The organism is Halocatena pleomorpha (genome assembly GCF_003862495.1).
Lineage (GTDB): Archaea > Halobacteriota > Halobacteria > Halobacteriales > Haloarculaceae > Halocatena > Halocatena pleomorpha.
Window position 1 is genome coordinate 120,964 of record NZ_RRCH01000029.1, and the last position, 17,014, is coordinate 137,977.

Sequence of the window (17,014 nt, forward strand, 5' to 3'; positions counted from 1 at the left end):
CGCCGTAAACGGCGGGAGTCTCTCCTTGAAAGAAGATAGAGACGGCTCCGGTCACAATTCTTACCAGCGATCGCTTCGTGTACGACGGAACGCCCAGAGAGGCGTGTCTGTTTTCCGAACGACGCTACGGGCTTTCTCTGTGCTCCGCGCCGTGGATGACGCACCCGGTGGGGCTGACTCCGTGAGACAGACCTCACTCACTCGGACCGTCACGCCAGCCAGTCGTCGGGTTTGGTGTCGTAATCCACATCGGTGGCAGCGAGGTGTTCGACTTCCTTCCACGGAATATCCGTAATCGAAAGGTTCTCACCGTCGTACCGGAGGAGCTTGCCGGTCTCTTCTGGGGTGGGTTCGCTGTCGCGCCGCCGAGCCACCTCGATGTCGTTTTCGGAGAGTTCCTTGACGATTGTTTTCAGGTTCACAGGATGCCCCCACAGTTTGAACACGCGCTTGAGGACCTGATGGGCCTGTTCGATATCGAGCATCACGCCGTTGTACTGGTGGGCGAGCAACAGCTCGTTTCGGTTGTTGTAGTTGCCGTCTTCGACGACGACGGTGGGCTTTCCGAAGTTCGAGAACTGGAGCATGAGCTTTTTCTTCACGTCCGCGACATCGGTGCTAGTCACCCGGTAATCCTCCGTGGTTTCCATGTACTCGTAGGTGAAGTAGCCGTGTTCCTCGACGAATTCCTGTGTAAGGAACTCATCGAGAAACGTCACGTCGTTGTGGCTCTCGCGGATCTCGTACATTCGGTTCCAACCGGCGCGGTAATCCACGTTCTCAAGCGCTTCCTCTATGGAAGTGTACCGCGCGTCGTCGAACATGTACCGAGCGATCCGTTCGACATCGTTCTGCGTGAGTTGGGACAAAAAGCCGCGATTTTGTGGCTTTGCGAGCGAGTAGTGGCGTTCTGCGATCCCGTCGTAGGTGAACACCTTCCACGGGAACCGATCAACATCGATCTCGCCCGCTTTGGCTCGTTCAAGTCCGGCGGCGTCGACGCGAGGATCCTCCGGATCGAGTTGATCGATCGTCTCGCTGGCCACTCGGTCCACGATCGGATCAGGATCGAGTGATTCCAGTACGTCATCGAGATCGACCGTGTCGTGGAAGTTCCGCCACGTTACCCCCTCAGTTCGGAGCACGTGCTCGACCACTTCACGACGGTTCGTCACGTTCTCGACGTACTCCCACAGCTCCTTGCCCAGTTTGTAGGGATTAAAGCCGGGCGATCCGAGCACTTTCGCTTGGTGATCGGCGTAATGAATGAACTCGCTTTCGGCCGCAAATCCCTCTTCACCCATCATGATCGACTCCCAGTAGGCAGCCCACCCCTCGTTGAGCACCTTGGTCATCTTCTGGGGGGCGAAGTAGTACGCTTCCCGGCGGAGCAACTCCATGATCTCGCGCTGCCAATCTTCGAATTCGACAGCCTTCTCCGCGCCTTCGTCGTACCCCATCCCGTGGGTGCGCAGAAACGAGATGAGATCGTTCTCTGGCTCGACGGGGAAGGAGGCAACACCCTCGGTTTCGCGCTGTTGGTCGAGCCACTCCTCGTCGAACACCTGACCGAGCACCTCCTCGCTCAACTCGAGTTCTTCTAATTTCTCATTGATGTCGGCTTCCGATGGCGTCTCGTCCAACCAATCATCGACCGTCGAGAACGGCTGGTGTTGATCAATACAGTCCTCCAGACAGAGCACGTTATCGATCCATTTTTCGACCGCCTCGCGGTCGATCTCCGGATCGTCCATGTAGGACTCGATGGTGTCGGCGTGGCTAGCGAGCATCCGGGCCGCGTTCGGTTCGTCAGCGAACAGTCCGTACCACTGGTTGTTGGCGAAGAAGTCGGAATGGGCTGCGACGTGGGTGATCACCGCCTTCTGATCGGCCATGGCGTTCGATTCCTGTAAGAAGGCGTGTGCCGGACTATCGTTGTTGACCAACTCGTAGGCCTTGCCTCCCAGAAACTGGCGCTGTTTGCGTTGCTGGTCGTACGTCATTCCCCATCGCCAGTGAGGATACCGTTTTTGAAACCCGTTGTACGCCACGAGCGCGTTCATCTCGTCGTAATCGACGACCCAGTAGTTCACTGGATACGGATCCAGACCGAGCTTCTTCGCAAGCGCGTGTGCTTCGCGCACGACTGGCTCCAGTTCCTCCGCAATGCGCTGTTTGTCCGCTCTGTCTGTCGATGGCTTACTCATTGCTCTCGGTGCTCAGGATGGTGTAAATGGCGTTCACGATGTCTCCCGGACTGGTCACGTACGCGACCGCTACAGATTCACTCTCACCGAAATGTCGATCGACTTCTTCGGCGTGGGTCGCGTTGATCGCGTTCCCACTCGGCTGTGTCTCGACGTAGGCGTGGAGGTTCGCGTCGATCTGTTCCATCATCGGGATGACGCGCTCGGACGTGTCGTTCGAGGAGTTCTCTGAATCGCCCGCCGCGAACACGTACCGGTTCCAATCGCTCCACGGATACTCTTCGAGGAGTTGGGCCGCCAACTCGTACGCGCTCGAAATGCGCGTCCCGCCACCGGATCGAATACCGAAGAACTCCTCGCGGGACACCTCCCACGCGTCGGCGTCGTGGGCGATGTAGACGAATTCAGCGTTGTCGTATTTCCCCGTCAGATACCAGTCCAGCGGTGTGAATGTCCGCTCAACCAGTTCCCGCTTTTTCTCGCGCATCGAGCCGGACACGTCACGGATGTTCACCACGACGACGTTGCGTTCCTTTTCCTCGATGGTTTCCGGATAGCGATACCGCTCGTCCTCACGCCGGAAGGGGATGTCTTCGATCCCTTCTTTTCGGATCCGGTCGGCGGTCGGGGTCCGGTCAATCACCGATTCCATCGCTTCGACACTCTCGTATTCGGACCGTTCTCCGTTCGTCAATCCCGCGTACGCGTCCTCGATCCACGCCCGCGAGACGGGAATGTTCTCCTCGCGTGCCCACCGAAACACCGATTCCGGGTCCATCTCATCGACTTTGAGCATCGCACGGACGTACTCTTCGTCGAAGTCCATTGCCAGCTTGCGTTTCAGACCGGATTTGAACAGCCGGTCGAAATCGAGCGTGCTCGCCGGACCCGTTCGGGTGATGTCCGTGTACTCCCCTTCTTTCTCTTCGACGACTCGCTTGCCTTTCGGTTCGAGATCTAACCCGAGTTCGTCGTCGAGTTCCTGAGCGAACTCTTCGGGATCCATCTCATAATACTCGTGTTCGCCACCTTCCTCGCCCGGTTCACCCTCTTCGTCGCCGTCGCCGGGTTGGGGTTGGCCGACGGGTTCACCCACGTCGGGAGCGCCGTCTTGGCCCTGACCAACGCCACCTTGGTCGCGCTGGTCGTACTCGAAAGCGGGCAGATCGACGATCTTGATCGGAATGTGGATCTCATCGGGGAGGCTCTGACCGAGATCACCGTACTGAATGAACTCCGCGAGGTCTTGGCGGCGATCCTCACCGACCTCTCGGTATCGTTCTATGTCGTCTCTCAGTCCCATTTGTAGCTCACCTGTCCCATGACGTGCCGGCTCGTCAGCTCGGCGGACGCCTCGCTGTATTCGAACATATCGATCATGTTCTGGATGGTTCTCTCCTTTACGTCCGCCGTCTCGGTTCCGGCCGGCGGGTCGTCCCACTGCCGGGGATCGAAGTCTTCGAACGTTCGCCGGACTTCATCCCAGTCGTGGCTGCCGAGCACCGTCCGAATCACCGGGATCTCCTTGGGATTCACGTCCTGCACGCGGAACTCCTCGTCGCGGTTGGCCCACGCATGCCGGTTCAACGCGGTGATGATCTTCTCAGTGCGGAACGATCTGACGGCTTCGGAGGGATCAGTTCCTGAGTAGTGCTTTTCGTCGAAGCGACTGAGGTGTTGGATCTCGAAGATCTTCATCTTGAGCGGATCCGGCTCTTCGTGTTCGCCACGGTCGTTCACGATCGGCTCGTTTTCAGCCCACGCGTACACGTGCTCGACGTACTCCTCAACGGTTTCTACGTCGACACGTTTGTCCCGCATGATAGCCCCAAGCACGTCCTCCTCTTGGGCGCTAAAGATCCCGTTTTTCACCTGCACCACCCGGTTTTCGAACTCCGTGCGTTCGGTGTCCGAAAACACCGGCGCGTCTATCAGTCCGTCCGCCATCGCATCGAGTGCGTCTCGAGGCATGAGCACGTCCTCGACGGAGAGATCCGGATGGTGTCGATCCTGGGTTTCATACAGGAGATCCGCGATGATATCCCGCGTGTACGTTACGGGAATGCCGTGCTCCCCATCGGTGGTGTCATCAGCGAAGTCGAATTCGTCTTTCTCCAATCTGTCGTCGCCGTCATGGATGTATCCCGCGTCGAACAACCTCGCTTTGTCCCCGAGATCGAGTCCGGGCGGCAGGTCGTTGGTGTCGAGTCGCGTGACAACCGCATACAGCGCAGCTGCCTCGATGGTGTGGGGGGCAAGCTCCCGGTCAGTCACCTGATGATCGCTGTCTCTAACCGTGAGTACCAACGGTTCGCGGATCATCTCTTCGAGCTGGTCGTAGGAATCGGCAACCCACACCTCCGTCTCGTTGGTCAGCTCCCGCCGGAGTAGCTCGGCTTCAAGCGAGAGGTTCGTCAGATATCTGAACTCGTGTTTGTCGAGCCGGCGTTTGAGTGCTTTCAGTGGATCTTGGCCCTGCCGATCGGCGTGCTGATTCAGTTTGGCCTCTAAATCCGGATTGGAGATGATGATGAGCTGTGTGTCGATGTCCATCCCGATGCCTTTGTCCAGTTTTACGTGCCGCTCGTCGGGCACGTTCAGCAGTTTTTGGAGCAGATCGGCGTGTTGGGCGGCGTCTTCGACGAGCGTCAACAGACCATTGCCCTGTGACAGCACGCCGTCGTAGCTAAACGCCTGTGGGTTCTTCCGTCCCCGAGAATCGAGCTTCTGTAACATGCCACGCATCCATGAACCGACCAGCCGCTCTTTGGGTGTCCCCTCGTCCTCGGAGTGGAGCACGCCAATCCCATCGCCTACGTCGACGACGAAGTTCTTCACCCGGAGATGTTCGGCGCTCGTTACCGCCGAAAACAGCTCTTCGTGGCCCTCTCGACGATACTGCTCTTCGAGGTAGTCGTACGCCTCACGACAGAACGGATCCAACCGACTGTCGACTTGCACCGGAATATGGTCCTCCAGACGCTCGTTCAACTGGTCGAGCAGTCGTTCACGAACCGCTGGGGGGAAAACCGACAGTGGGTGAGATTGCACCGGGCTCGCGTACCACTCCTCTTCGTCGCTGACCTGCCGATCACCGTAGGTCAGTCCACCGGATTCCCGTGCACCGGAGATGTTCCATTCAACGGTGTACCGCCGCCCTGCGTCGGTCTTGGAGTACTCTCGAAGCCCGTTGATGAGACAGCGCTTCAGCTCCGATTTTCCCGTCGCCGTCGGACCTTCGAGCCAGACGATCTTCTCCTCTTTGCCCCGCTTTGCGGCGATCGATCTGAGATCGTCAACGAACTCGTTGAGCACCTCCGTGTTGCCGAGGATGGCGTGTTCGCCGTCGTTGTGGGGATCGTCGAAAAACCGGTAGCGCTCCTTTTCTTCGCCTTCCTCGACTACGGTCCGCGTTCCGGCGGATTCGATCGCTTCGAGGAGATATTTGCTGGCGTGAGCAGCCAACTGTGGCCGTTCGAGGATGCGGTCGATGTACTGTTCGAGCGACATCGGCTCCTCGTAGGCCGCGGTCAGTTCTCGGTCCGCCTGGTGAATGAACTCCCGCGTCATTCTTCAAGTTCGGTCTTGGCCACCTCTGCGCCGGCGAATTCGAGCACCTCCTTTGCCCCTTCGTGGGAGTATCCCTGATCAACGAGCGCCTCGATCCACGCGTTGCGCTCGTCGTCATCGGTCTCACCGCTGGACACGAGCGCAGAGAAGTTGATGTTGTGTTTCTTGTCTTCCCACAGCTTTCGTTCGAGCGCCCGGCGCAACCGGTCGTTGTCCTGAGGATTGAAGCTCGTCCCTTCTCTGGCACGGCGTGAGACCCAGTTCGACACTTCCTGTCGGAAGTCGTTCTTTCTGTCCTCTGGGATGTTGAGCTTCTCCTCAACCGACCGGAGGAACGTCTCGTCTGGCTCAGATTCGCGGCCGGTGATCTCGTCCTCGATCGTGTCGTCGTCGATGTACGCCATGACGTGATCCATATACTTCTCGCCCTGCCGCCGGATCTCATCGACATCGTAGGCCAGCGCGTGGCGCACGTCCTCGATCGCCCGTTCTTTGTACTCCTCGCGTACCAGTTCGAGATACCGGTAATACTGCTCGAAATGCTCCTCTGCGATCGAGCCGTGGTTTTCGAGGTTGGCTTCGAGGTGGTTGAACGTCGTCAACGGCGAGAGGAATTCTCGACTGCGGTGCATGCTGTCCATGATCGCTTCTGCGATCTCATCGCTCACGAAGCGTGGCGAGACGCCTTCCATTCCCTCGCCTACTTCTGCTGTCTCTTCGGCTTCGTCGCGTAGCTTTTTCAGATCCACGTCGTCGATCTCGTCGCCCTCTCCGTTGTACGCTTTCGCCTTTTGGACGATGCCGATCTGTCCGCCATCGGGCTCAACGATCCGAGTGAGTACGCCGAACAACCCCGCCATTTCGAGGGTGTGGGGTTCAACGTGAATGTCAGGGAGATCGGCGTTGTTGAGCATCTTCTGGTACACTTTCGCCTCTTCCTCGTACTGGAGCACATAGGGGAAGTCGATCCGTTTGGTACGGTCGTTGAACGCCTCCATCTTCTCATCGCCCTTCTTCTCCTTGTACTCGGGCATGTTCGTTCGGCCGACGATCACCTGATCGATGTCGATACGCGGGTTGTTCTTCGGTTTGATCGTCTGCTCTTGGCTCGCGTGGAGGAAATCGTACAGGAATTCGCGTTGGAGTTTGAGCAACTCCTCGCCGCTGAAGATGCCTCGGTTGGCGTTACAGAACGCCCCCGAGTAATCGAACGCCCGCGGGTCGGACTCGCCGTAGACGGCGATTTTCGAATAGTTTACATCACCGGTAAGCTCCGTTTCGTCCTGGTTTTTCTTGTCTTTCGGTTCGAACGTCTCGATCGCCAGCCGCTTGTTCTCGTCGGCTACGACGCGGATGATCTCGATGTGGTTTTCGAGCACCTGTTTGAGATCGTCGTCGTACTGTTCGAGCAACTTGTCCATGTAGAACTCGCTGGCCGGATCGAGCGACTGTTCGTTGCGGATGGTGTAGGGCGCATCAAGCCGTTCGTTGAGCGTCTCGATGATCCCGTCACGCTGGGCCTGCGGTAACAACACGAGCGGATCCTGATTCATCGGTGAGCGGACCACGTCGTCCGCTGGATCCTGGTCGTGGATTACGTCGCAGAGGTTCGTCCACCGGAACGTGTACATCCGACCGTCGTCTCTGAGGGTGTAATCCTCAAAGTATCGACGCACTTGCCGATCGAAGTCGGATTTTCCCGATCCCACCGGACCAAGCAGAAGCTTGATCCGGTTTTCGGGTCCGAGACCACGAGCGCCCGATTTCACTTTGTTCACGAACTCGTGGATGGCCTCGTGGATGCTGCGTCCGTAGAAGGTGTTCTCACCGTCAAATAACGGGTCCTTGCTGGCGAGACGATACTCAACGACACCGGCGTCCTCGTCGTATTCGGTGCCGTAGTAATCGAACATGTCCGCGACGCGCTGGTGGGCGCTGCGGGCGATCGTCGGCTCCTCGTGGACTGTCTCCAGATACCACTCGAAGGAGTGGGTGTGTCGCAAGTCAGCGGGGATCGAATCTTGGTACGCCTTGCTGAGGTCTTCGAGGGTTGCCATATCACCTGTCATGGTATCACGGAGTCGGTCTGGTTCTCCCGACTGCGCTAGTCTCGGGAATGGACACCGCGCGAGTGTCCCCTCTTGCGGATCGGAATGCGACGACTAACGGCCGACCGGACGCCACTGGCCCGAATACGCCGTGTTCGGTCGGGCCAGCACGGAACACTGACCCAACACCACAGTGAGGGACCACACGAACGGATCAATCCCCGATACTATATATCACGTTAGTCCTTCACATACATAAGTCTTCCCACGATACCAGTATCAAACGTGTGGATTGGTAGATAAAACCGACGGCCGTCGTTGCTGGGTGGAACGGACACACGTCGATTCTACTCAGCATTTATATATCCCTGCTATCCGCATGGCAAACGGCGTTCAGTCGGCTTCGATCGTACTGCTCATTGTGGCGGTCCGCCAATAGGCGGTATGGAGATCGATCCGCCTGCTGGGTGGCGGCTCTGGAACGAAGCCGACGAGCGCATTATCCTTGCCTATCGGCCCGACGTGTTCGATGGGGGGGAGTTTCCCGCGCCGTGTTTGCCGACGGTGTACGTGATGCGCGGCCAGCGCGATCGTCGACCGGGAGGACAACGGACGGAGTTGAGCACGTGGTTCGTCACGTTGTTTCTGGAGCCGGAGGTTGAGTACGAGTCCGAACGATTCGAGAGCCGCGCGGCCGCTATCGATGGCGCAATGGCGCTCTGTGAACGCTTTGCAGACGGGGAGATCGATTACCGTGAACTGTATCAGGTGCCTCGCCCGGAATATTTCGAGGCGCTCGACGAGTTGACGGGGGCGGATTCCTGATCAACCATTTTTTTATGTGAAGGTGAGCGGAGTGAGTGACCGTCTCGCCGTGCGAGAGTGCGCTTCGCTCACCCGAACGGAAAAAAGGTGGTAGTGCGGGAAGCTTAACCCCCCAGGATCGTTATTTCCTCCATGACCTCCGTTACGCTCATCGGGACGCGACTCGCAGAGGAGGGAACCGAGTTCGTCTATCAGGGTGAGTCTCCCGATTGTGAGGGCTGTCCATACCGCGACCAGTGTCTTAACCTCACGGAGGGTGTTCGATACCAGGTCACGAACGTGCGGAAATCAGGGACGCTTGAGTGTGCTGTCCACGACACCGGTGTCACTGCTGTTGATGTCGAACCGACGTCTGTCCGTGCAGCGGTCCCCTCAACAGGCGCGTACGCCGGATCCACAGCCCGACTCGAAGGGCCGTGTCCCCACACCGACTGTCCGAGCCATCCCTACTGTGAACCCGTGGGAGCGGAGTTCGACACGTCGTACACCATCCGAGAGGTGATCGGTGACCCGCCACACGATTTCTGTATGCTCGATCGGGATCTCACGCTTGCGGAACTCGAACCCAACGAATCAGAGTGAACTACAAGGTGCCGCTCCGATCAGCCGCGTATCCGAGCTGTCGTTCATATCCTTGTGACGACATGAGGACTGGATAAAACGGCTCCTCAGCGCGTATTTCCGTCTCATCGCTGGTGGCATAGGGAGCACCAGCATCGACGCGTTCGAAGTTATCTACATGAACCGCGTACGACGATTCAGGATCTTTCGGGATCTGACGCTGTAACTGGTAGACGGGAACCGTACTTGTCTCGGTTTCGACCGGTCCGGAAAGCACGCCAGTCGCGCCGAGGAACTCCCGTATGAGTTCGATGGCGTTCTCTGTGGCCTGTTTTGAACCTTGCATTCCACACTCGACTTCCACGACATCGACGTAGCCGACGAGTGTGTTCTTGACGAATCCCCCCGTTTCGACGAGTACGTCGATCGATAAATGCGGACAGATCGTTTCTGCGAGCGGTCCGGTCTCATCGACGATAGCGAACGGGTGGCTGTACGATTGAGTCGAGTGTAACGACAGCGTCGTACAGCCGCGGATCTCTTTCAACAGTTCGTGAGCCAGTCGTGTCTCGTAGGCGTCAGCATCCGGATCGCCCGGAAAGACGCGGTTCAGATCGGTTTCTGTGTAACGCACATTGTGATCGAGTGCTCGCTCGTTTGCAATGATGAATTTTACTGGTCGGTCAATAGACAGATCAGCGTCGAGTAGCGTTTCGATCGCATGCGCGCCACACGGTTCATCACCATGTATCGATCCAACAACCGCGAAATTCGGTTCGCCTTCGCCCAACTGTTCAACGCGCATGTGTTGGAATACCACGGACCCCGTAATCAATTATGCGGTTTGTTGTCGTCATACGCATACCTTATCAATGTATCACTCTCTGGCACTTTTCGCCTCAAACTGTCAGGAGATTTGTCGTAGTTGTTTTTACGTTATCGATGACGCATATTCGAAATCGATCGGGCGCGCGTCGGGACGTGTTTCGTCCAGCGTGATCTGCCAGTCGTGTAACGCGTCGGGATCGTTGCGGGCGTTTGTGAGCGTCGTTCGCACGTCAAGCACGTCGACGCCGTAGTAGTCCCGAGGAACGCCGTGAAAGTATTGCAATGCAGTTTCAAAAAGACTCCGCATCCCCTCGTCGTTTTCGAAATCGAAATGCTTGTACGCACCTGCTGCGACCTGAACCATGCCGTGAGCGAAGGCGCTTTCGGTGGTCCCCCGACCGTAGTTATACCATTCTGCTTCGAAACAGTCGTGTGATTCGTGGAACGCACGGGCGTTGTACAGTCGGACGCCGTGAACTACTGCCTGCCGGAGCGTGCCGTGTTCCCAACAGTTTCGGTCAGGACACCAGCCGGTCGGGGTTCCGGCGTCGGGCGGTGGTGCGTCGGCCTGCGTGTGGTCGGTCATCGGTACAGTACCGTCACTCGGTCGTTAGTGCCTGTTCGAATCCATCCACTGGAATAACGGAGTAATCAATCGAGAGCGTGTCCTGTGTCGCACGAATCTTCCCTACAAACGTCGAAATCTCTTCGAGCGAGCCTTCGACGACGAACAACTCCATGCAGTACCGATCACCGACGTGGTTGTGGACGTTCGAGGAAACGAGAAGTTCGTGCTCGTGGCGGAGCTGCATCATCCGCTGTTCGACATCTGATGTTTCATAATTAAAGAGAACGGTCACGACGCCGAGGAGATCTCGGTCTTCGAGGCGCTTGTCCTCGAATTCGCTGAGCAGGTTTCGGGACGCTTCGCGGACGACCTCGCTTCGTCCTGTGTAGCCGTGTTCGTCCGCGAACGTATCAAGCCGTTCGAGGAGTGCATCCGGCATAGAGACGCTAACAACGGTCATGTGTTAACCTATAGCCGTTCGGATATTAGAAGTTAATATCTTCCGCTCGGGGGGGATCGGTTCGCAACGCTTTAACCCCCTGAGAAACGACGTGTATCCGTGCGAGGGTAGCCAAGTCAGGAAACGGCGGCGGACTCAAGATCCGCTCCTGTAGAGGTCCGCAGGTTCAAATCCTGCCCCTCGCACTCGCATTCACCTACCCATTGCGAGTGCGTGCAAGATCACCTACACGGGGTTCGATCTTGCCCTCGCTCCATTCACAACACTTCTGAGCGGTTGGTCCGTCCGTCAGTGTATGTCACCGGAGCTCGTAGCTGTTCGGAGATACCCCATCAAATCGTTAGACCCGGAATCCTGTGAGCGTGCCCGTCTCGTCGAAGGAGGCCGAATCGAGTTAGATCGTGAGTACGCCATCGTTGATCGACCAGCGACTGCGCCCCATCCCGATCACGATGTGAGTGGTTCCGGCGGCTACCTGAACGGAAAACGAACCGATGCCGTCCACCGGATCAGATCGTCGTTCGATCCCGATACGAACACGGTTACGCTCTGGACGACCGGCTCGAACAGACGAGAGCAGTTCGACATGGGCGACCGGACGGCACTGAACGCGTGGTTGAGTGAGTATTTCAGGCAGGCGGTGAGCGTTCGGCGCACGGACGCTGGTGGGTATCCGGACGATCGAGTGGCGTCTGGTCCGACGGTGATTAGCACCGCGACCCTCCGGACGGTCGCGTCATGGTTTCCAGACATCGATGTCGAGGAGATGCGACGCCGGTTCCGGGCCAACCTCGAAATCGGTGGCGTGCCGGCGTTTTGGGAGGATCGACTGTACGCCGACCACGGAGAGTATGTCGCCTTCCGGATCGGAGACGTTCGGTTTCAGGGTATCAATCCCTGTCAGCGGTGTGTCGTTCCGACTCGTGATCCCGATACGGGCGAGCGAACCCCGGAGTTCCGAACGACGTTCGTCGACCGTCGTCAGCAAACGCTGCCGGCGTGGGTCTCTCGTGATCGGTTCGATCACTACTACCGGCTTATGGTCAACACCCGTGTTCCGGACGATGAGCGGTACGGGCACATCGCCGTCGGTGATCCCATCGAGATCCTTAGAACGCGCGCGGCCTGATGGATTTCTGACCAACGAAGCTTTGTCCGATCAGGCCGACAGGAGTTCCCATGGTTGATGCCGAGCGACGGGTCACGGTTGCACGACGGGCAGCAAACGCGGGGGCGAACGTGGCGATGGAGTCGTTTCGCACTGATATCGCCGTTGAGACGAAAGCCCACGAGACGGATCCCGTCACCCGAGCCGACCGCGACACGCAAGACCGGGTCGCGTCAGTGCTTGAGGACGCGTATCCGGACGAGATGGTCGTGGGAGAGGAGACGGGCACGCGTGATACCGTTCCCGATCGCGGTGTGGCGTGGGTGGTCGATCCGATCGATGGGACGAGCAACTACATTCGGGGCGTGCGGACGTGGGCGACGAGTGTGGCGTGTGTCGTGGACGGCGAGTGTGTCGCCGCGGCGAACGTGTTTCCTGCGCTTGCTGACACCTACGTCGCCGGTCCGGACGGTCTCACCCGAAACGACACACCAGTCACGGTGAGTACGGAAACTGATCCGAACGCGGGGGTCGTCTCACCGACGTTGTGGGGGGGCGCTAGCCCACGTGAGGAGTTCATTGCGGCTGTCGAGAAAGCCGTCGAGACGTTCGGTGATCTCCGTCGGTCGGGCTGTACGCAGGGTGCGCTCTCACGGGTCGCCAGCGGCGGACTCGACGTGGCCATCTCGACTGTCGACCACCACCCCTGGGACACGATCGCAGGCGCGTTCATGGTTGAACGAGCTGGGGGAACGGTCACCGATATCGACGGCAACCAGTGGCGATACGACGCACCGGGGCTGGTCGCCACTAACGGTAAACTCCACGAGGCAGCGCTTGACGTTGTGCAGTCGGTCGAGTAGTCGAGCGTCGACTTTTCGACATAAGGATCGGAAGTGTAAACACGGACGGAACCGGAGCCTGCGGTAGCTTATGGATTCGATCGAACGGCTCGAATCGACGATGAACTCCGGACGGGCGTGGATCGTCACGGCCGTGGTTGCCACCGTCGTGGTGATTGGTGGCGCACTCGCTTTCCCACGACAGGTGTACGATCGGTTTATCTGGCAGTATTTCTGGGGTCCCGTTTATGCGGACGCGCACAACGCCCGGTGTGCGGTTCTGACTGAAAACGGCCCGAAAACACTCACTGATGGCTGTTTCCAAGCCGAAGCAACGGGCCAGATCGTCGCAAGACCCGGATATACGGTCGTTTCCGAGATCGGATACGCGATACTGCTCCTGTTCATGCTGGTCGGCGTGTACTTCCTCGTTCGCCGGCTCCGGCTCGGCCAAAATCGCCGGCTCTTTTTCGCGCTCGTCCCGTTCATGTTCCTCGGAGGGGCGCTGCGGGTCGTGGAGGACGCCACCGACGCCGTAGTCGTTCGGACCGACGCCGGGGCGGTCATCGGTTATCCCCTCAATACGCTCATCATCAGCCCCGTCATCTACGGCGTCGTCTTCCTTCTTACACTCGGAGCTATTCTGATCGGTCTCGGACTGGCTAAGCGGAACATCGTCCAGTTCGAACGGTATCCAACGGTCGTCGCGGCGATCGGGACGGCTGCCGTCGCTCTTACTGTCGGCTACATCGGCTATCTCGTCGCCACGATTGACACCTCGGGCACGAGGATCGGCTTCTATCCACAGCTTCCGGCGGTCGTGCTCGTCTTATCTGGACTCATTGCGTGGGGGCTGTACGCCGGACTCGATCGGTTCGCCCCGTGGATGAACGAGGGGACCGGGTTGATGGGGGTGGTCGTTCTCTTCGCACACGCCCTCGATGGGATCGCAAACGTGATTGCTGCCGACTGGATGGGCGCGCTCGGAATGGGATTTCTGAGCTATGCTCCCAAACACCCTGCGAACCGTATCATCATCGGCGTTACAGAGGCTATCGTTCCACAGTCAGTTCTTGAGGTGATCGGATCGGCGTGGCCGTTCCTCCTCGTGAAGCTCGTGGCTGCGGTGCTCGTCGTCTCCCTTTTCGACGATCGGATCTTCGAAGACAGCCCCCAGTACGCGATGTTGCTGTTAGTCGCCATCGTCGCCGTCGGTCTTGGACCGGGGACGCGGGACATGCTCCGGGCGACGTTCGGGATTTAGCTCACGGATACGGATGGTGTTCGCGCCGGAGTCGTGGCTCGAAGCCGAGTTCGGCCGGAACCGTCCGCGCCCGCTCGCCAAAGTACGGCTCACCGACGAACAGCGGTTGTGCCTGAGGAACGAGCACACGGACAGCTTCGAAACCGAGCGCATCCACGTCTGGAGTTGTCAGCCGAGCGGCGTAGGCGTTGAGTCCTGCGTCACTGAGCCGATCGAGGAGCGTATTGAGCGCGTCTTGTCCGGGAGAAACAGCTGCCGCGACGCTCGCCGCCGGAATCGTCTGTTCGGGAGCGGTGAACTCCTCAGTCGCAGGGGGACGTGACGCGAAATGCCCGATCCGTCCGCCAGCGTTCTGTGCGTCCGCCTTCCCCATCCGACGGAGTTCCGTCCAATTTTGGAGCGCTTCGGTACACGCCGACCGAGCGGCAGCGACTGGATCGAGATCGGCCGCTAGGCCCAGAGCGAACGCTGGCCACTCCTCGTCTCGGTGGACGGCCACGCCGACAACAGGAACGTCAATGTCTTGGGTTAACAGCGAGGCAGTTACCGACAGCCCCTCCGCTTTCGCTCGGGCCACGAGCGTCTCGTATTCCTCGTCGTCGATCGCCAGTTCGAGGGGTTCATACGTCGAGTACCACGCCAACAGCGCACCGTCCCGTTCGATGATCTCTGTCAGTCCAGCGATCAGTGCCGCTGCCCCTGAACTGCCGAGTCCGAGTCCCGTCGTAATGGTCGGTCCCGGTCCATCGAAGGGAAACAGCACGCGAGCACCAGGAAGCGACACCGTCTCACCGGTGTGTAGATCTTCGCCCGGCACCCACGCCGTCGGCGCAGCGTCGTCGGGATCGTCAGGACGAACGAACGCCGACGGTAAGATCGGTATTGAAAGATCACTCGCGCGTGCGGTTGGGAGGTCGTCGGTATCGTACACGCCAGCACAGTAGCGTTCGAGTCCCTCACCGAGTGCTTTCATAAACGCCTCGTCCCATCCCAGCGCGACGCCGGCAGCCTGCTGGCTCGCCTGAACGTCGCTGAACCCGGTGGTGTTAGCGAGTCGGGCGAGGTAGTACGGCACTGGGAACGACTCGACTTCACCCACCTCGTGGATCAATCCGATCCGGTCGTCGACCGCTCGCTCAGCCCGTTCGAGTGCCGCCTGTATCGATCGCTCCTCATACTCGCTTGAAAGCGTCCACTCCCGGCGTCCTGTACATGAACACCCCGGAACGGGGTGGATCCGGCGTTGTGCATGGGGTATCTCGACCACGCTCCCGAACAGCGACGACGACCCGGACACCGCCCTGACAGCTTCTCGTCCGGCCAGAGCACCACCAAAGCGGGCCGTCTCCGGATCAATATCGGACGTTTCAGTCTCCGAGTCGTCGAGTCCGGATCGAACGCGGGTTCGAAGACAGTCGAAACACGCGGTGGACGCCCCGTAACCTGATACGGCGACATCGACCGAATGATGGGCATAGCCTCCGATGCCACCGAGTTCGACAGCGATCCACGGTGTTCCGTCCGACCGCGCGGTCTCGTTTGCGGTTGAGAACACGTCCGATCCGACTGTGCCAACAACGACAGCGAGATCGTCATCAAGCGACTCGACGGTGGATCGAACGGATGTATCGTGATCGATGTCGGAAACCGCCGCTTCGATGGCGTCGACTGCAGGACCGGAACCGACAACAGTGACAGACATGCCTCACTGAACGAACTGATACGAAAAAGGAACACGGATTTGCTCGTGATCGTCTGGGTAGCCCGATAGCTACTGGCACTAGAATCGAGAATCCCCGGACCCTAGAAAGATCCGAATCGGTCCGAGGACGACGTTGTCGCGGGCTGATCCGGTGTCTCGGCCGTTTAGGATGCCATCAAGCTCTGGGCGACGTTGGCGAGGTCGTCAGAGTTGGTGCTCTGGAGTCGGTCGTCACCGAGAATGAGACGCAGGCGTGGGCGACCCACATCGATCGGCACTTTTTCGGTGTCAACAAGGCCCATCTCTTCGAGACGGGTTTTGGTTCGAGAGAACGTCGCCTTGCTCGCAATACCGACATCTTCACCCCACTTGCTGATGTCGTACAGCAACTCCTCGTTTTTCGCCGCGACGAGCAGGCTGATGGTAACCTCGTCTAATCCTTCGCCGTTACCGCGTGCGGTTTCGAGCGAGGTAAGGACGCCGTCGAAGTCCTCGGCCACGTCGGCACCGATCTCTTCGGAGAGCGTCGACCGAACGCGGGAGATCGGCGGTGTCCGGAGTTTGAACTGCTCTGCCGCGTCCCACTCGTTTTCGTACTGGTCGCGTGTGGCTGACACGAACTCCGTATCGTCGGTCACGAGTCCGGCGACCTTCCCACCGGCGGAGACGACAGCCGTCACGGCGTCGTCGGAAACGATGAGCGTGTTCGTCGGTTCATCGAACGTTCGAAGCGCGAGCCGGTCCGCTTCGATGAGATCAGCGGCAGTGCTTCCGACGATGAAGTCGTCGAGAACGTCCTTCAAAACGCGCTCGCCGGCGAGGAGGCGAACCGAAACATCCTCTGCTTGCTCGATCGCAGGGATCGACACTTCCAGAATCTCACGCGATGGGTTAATTAAATACAGTTCACCAGTGGCGTCCCCAAGGACGGATTCAAGGAGACCTTCGACACCCGATTCTAGTATGTTCGAACGCATCGGTATTGAATATTTATACCCCCATACTATTTAATATCTGCGTTATTCAAAAAC

Annotated in this window: 14 protein-coding genes and 1 tRNA gene; 6 read left to right on the forward strand and 9 right to left on the reverse strand. The window is 58.7% G+C overall.

The genetic code is table 11. The features are described from left to right. Positions 1–209 precede the first annotated feature (209 nt). From EIK79_RS13830 to EIK79_RS13845, 4 genes are read right to left on the reverse strand one after another with little or no spacing between them, the layout of a single operon-like run. Positions 210–2,207 (reverse strand): SpoVR family protein, encoded by a 1,998-nt coding sequence (locus tag EIK79_RS13830; RefSeq protein WP_124955699.1) that lies wholly within the window; start codon positions 2,205–2,207, stop codon positions 210–212. Further along, entirely contained in the window at positions 2,200–3,510 is a 1,311-nt protein-coding gene (locus EIK79_RS13835; protein ID WP_124955700.1) for a YeaH/YhbH family protein, read from the reverse strand. The genes EIK79_RS13830 and EIK79_RS13835 overlap by 8 nt, the downstream gene beginning before the upstream one ends. Beyond that, positions 3,501–5,777: a PrkA family serine protein kinase gene (locus tag EIK79_RS13840; protein WP_124955701.1), complete on the reverse strand. Its 2,277-nt coding sequence runs from the start codon at positions 5,775–5,777 to the stop codon at positions 3,501–3,503. The genes EIK79_RS13835 and EIK79_RS13840 overlap by 10 nt, the downstream gene beginning before the upstream one ends. Then, on the reverse strand, positions 5,774–7,846 hold the full coding sequence (locus tag EIK79_RS13845; protein ID WP_124955702.1) for a PrkA family serine protein kinase: 2,073 nt from the start codon (positions 7,844–7,846) through the stop codon (positions 5,774–5,776). Before EIK79_RS13845 ends, EIK79_RS13840 begins: the two co-directional genes overlap by 4 nt. A 423-nt stretch (positions 7,847–8,269) precedes the next feature. Between EIK79_RS13845 and EIK79_RS13850 the strand changes: the two genes are divergently transcribed. Continuing rightward, on the forward strand, positions 8,270–8,650 hold the full coding sequence (locus EIK79_RS13850; protein ID WP_124955703.1) for a DUF5820 family protein: 381 nt from the start codon (positions 8,270–8,272) through the stop codon (positions 8,648–8,650). Positions 8,651–8,782: 132 nt separating this feature from the next. Further along, positions 8,783–9,232, forward strand: a complete 450-nt coding sequence (locus EIK79_RS13855) for a UPF0179 family protein (protein ID WP_124955704.1) — start codon at positions 8,783–8,785, stop codon at positions 9,230–9,232. Between the two features lies 1 nt (position 9,233). Here EIK79_RS13855 and EIK79_RS13860 read toward each other — a convergent pair whose 3' ends face one another. The 3 genes from EIK79_RS13860 to EIK79_RS13870 form a co-directional block, all read right to left on the reverse strand. Then, a complete protein-coding gene (locus tag EIK79_RS13860; protein WP_124955705.1) occupies positions 9,234–10,016 on the reverse strand; it encodes a M14 family metallopeptidase in 783 nt (260 codons plus the stop codon). A 126-nt stretch (positions 10,017–10,142) separates the two neighbouring features. Further along, complete coding sequence (locus tag EIK79_RS13865; protein ID WP_124955706.1) at positions 10,143–10,625, reverse strand: DUF309 domain-containing protein; 483 nt, start codon at positions 10,623–10,625, stop codon at positions 10,143–10,145. Positions 10,626–10,638: 13 nt separating this feature from the next. Continuing rightward, a complete protein-coding gene (locus EIK79_RS13870) occupies positions 10,639–11,067 on the reverse strand; it encodes a CopG family ribbon-helix-helix protein (RefSeq protein ID WP_124955707.1) in 429 nt (142 codons plus the stop codon). A 101-nt stretch (positions 11,068–11,168) separates the two neighbouring features. On the opposite strand from EIK79_RS13870, the gene EIK79_RS13875 reads away from it, so the two are divergent. The 4 genes from EIK79_RS13875 to EIK79_RS13890 all read left to right on the forward strand — a co-directional run bounded on the left by EIK79_RS13875 (position 11,169) and on the right by EIK79_RS13890 (position 14,281). Beyond that, positions 11,169–11,252 (forward strand) — tRNA-Leu (locus EIK79_RS13875). A gap of 110 nt (positions 11,253–11,362) precedes the next feature. Continuing rightward, the gene (locus tag EIK79_RS13880) at positions 11,363–12,196 is read left to right on the forward strand and encodes an MOSC domain-containing protein (protein WP_124955708.1); all 834 of its coding nucleotides are present in this window, start codon (positions 11,363–11,365) and stop codon (positions 12,194–12,196) included. Between the two features lie 50 nt (positions 12,197–12,246). Continuing rightward, positions 12,247–13,038: an inositol monophosphatase family protein gene (locus EIK79_RS13885; RefSeq protein WP_124955709.1), complete on the forward strand. Its 792-nt coding sequence runs from the start codon at positions 12,247–12,249 to the stop codon at positions 13,036–13,038. Between the two features lie 70 nt (positions 13,039–13,108). Continuing rightward, positions 13,109–14,281: a DUF63 family protein gene (locus EIK79_RS13890; RefSeq protein WP_124955710.1), complete on the forward strand. Its 1,173-nt coding sequence runs from the start codon at positions 13,109–13,111 to the stop codon at positions 14,279–14,281. Between the two features lies 1 nt (position 14,282). On the opposite strand, the gene EIK79_RS13895 is transcribed toward EIK79_RS13890, so the two are convergent. Continuing rightward, the gene (locus EIK79_RS13895) at positions 14,283–15,983 is read right to left on the reverse strand and encodes a YcaO-like family protein (RefSeq protein ID WP_124955711.1); all 1,701 of its coding nucleotides are present in this window, start codon (positions 15,981–15,983) and stop codon (positions 14,283–14,285) included. 164 nt (positions 15,984–16,147) lie between these two features. Further along, entirely contained in the window at positions 16,148–16,960 is an 813-nt protein-coding gene (tbsP, locus tag EIK79_RS13900; protein WP_124955712.1) for a transcriptional regulator TbsP, read from the reverse strand. Between the last annotated feature and the right edge of the window lie 54 nt (positions 16,961–17,014).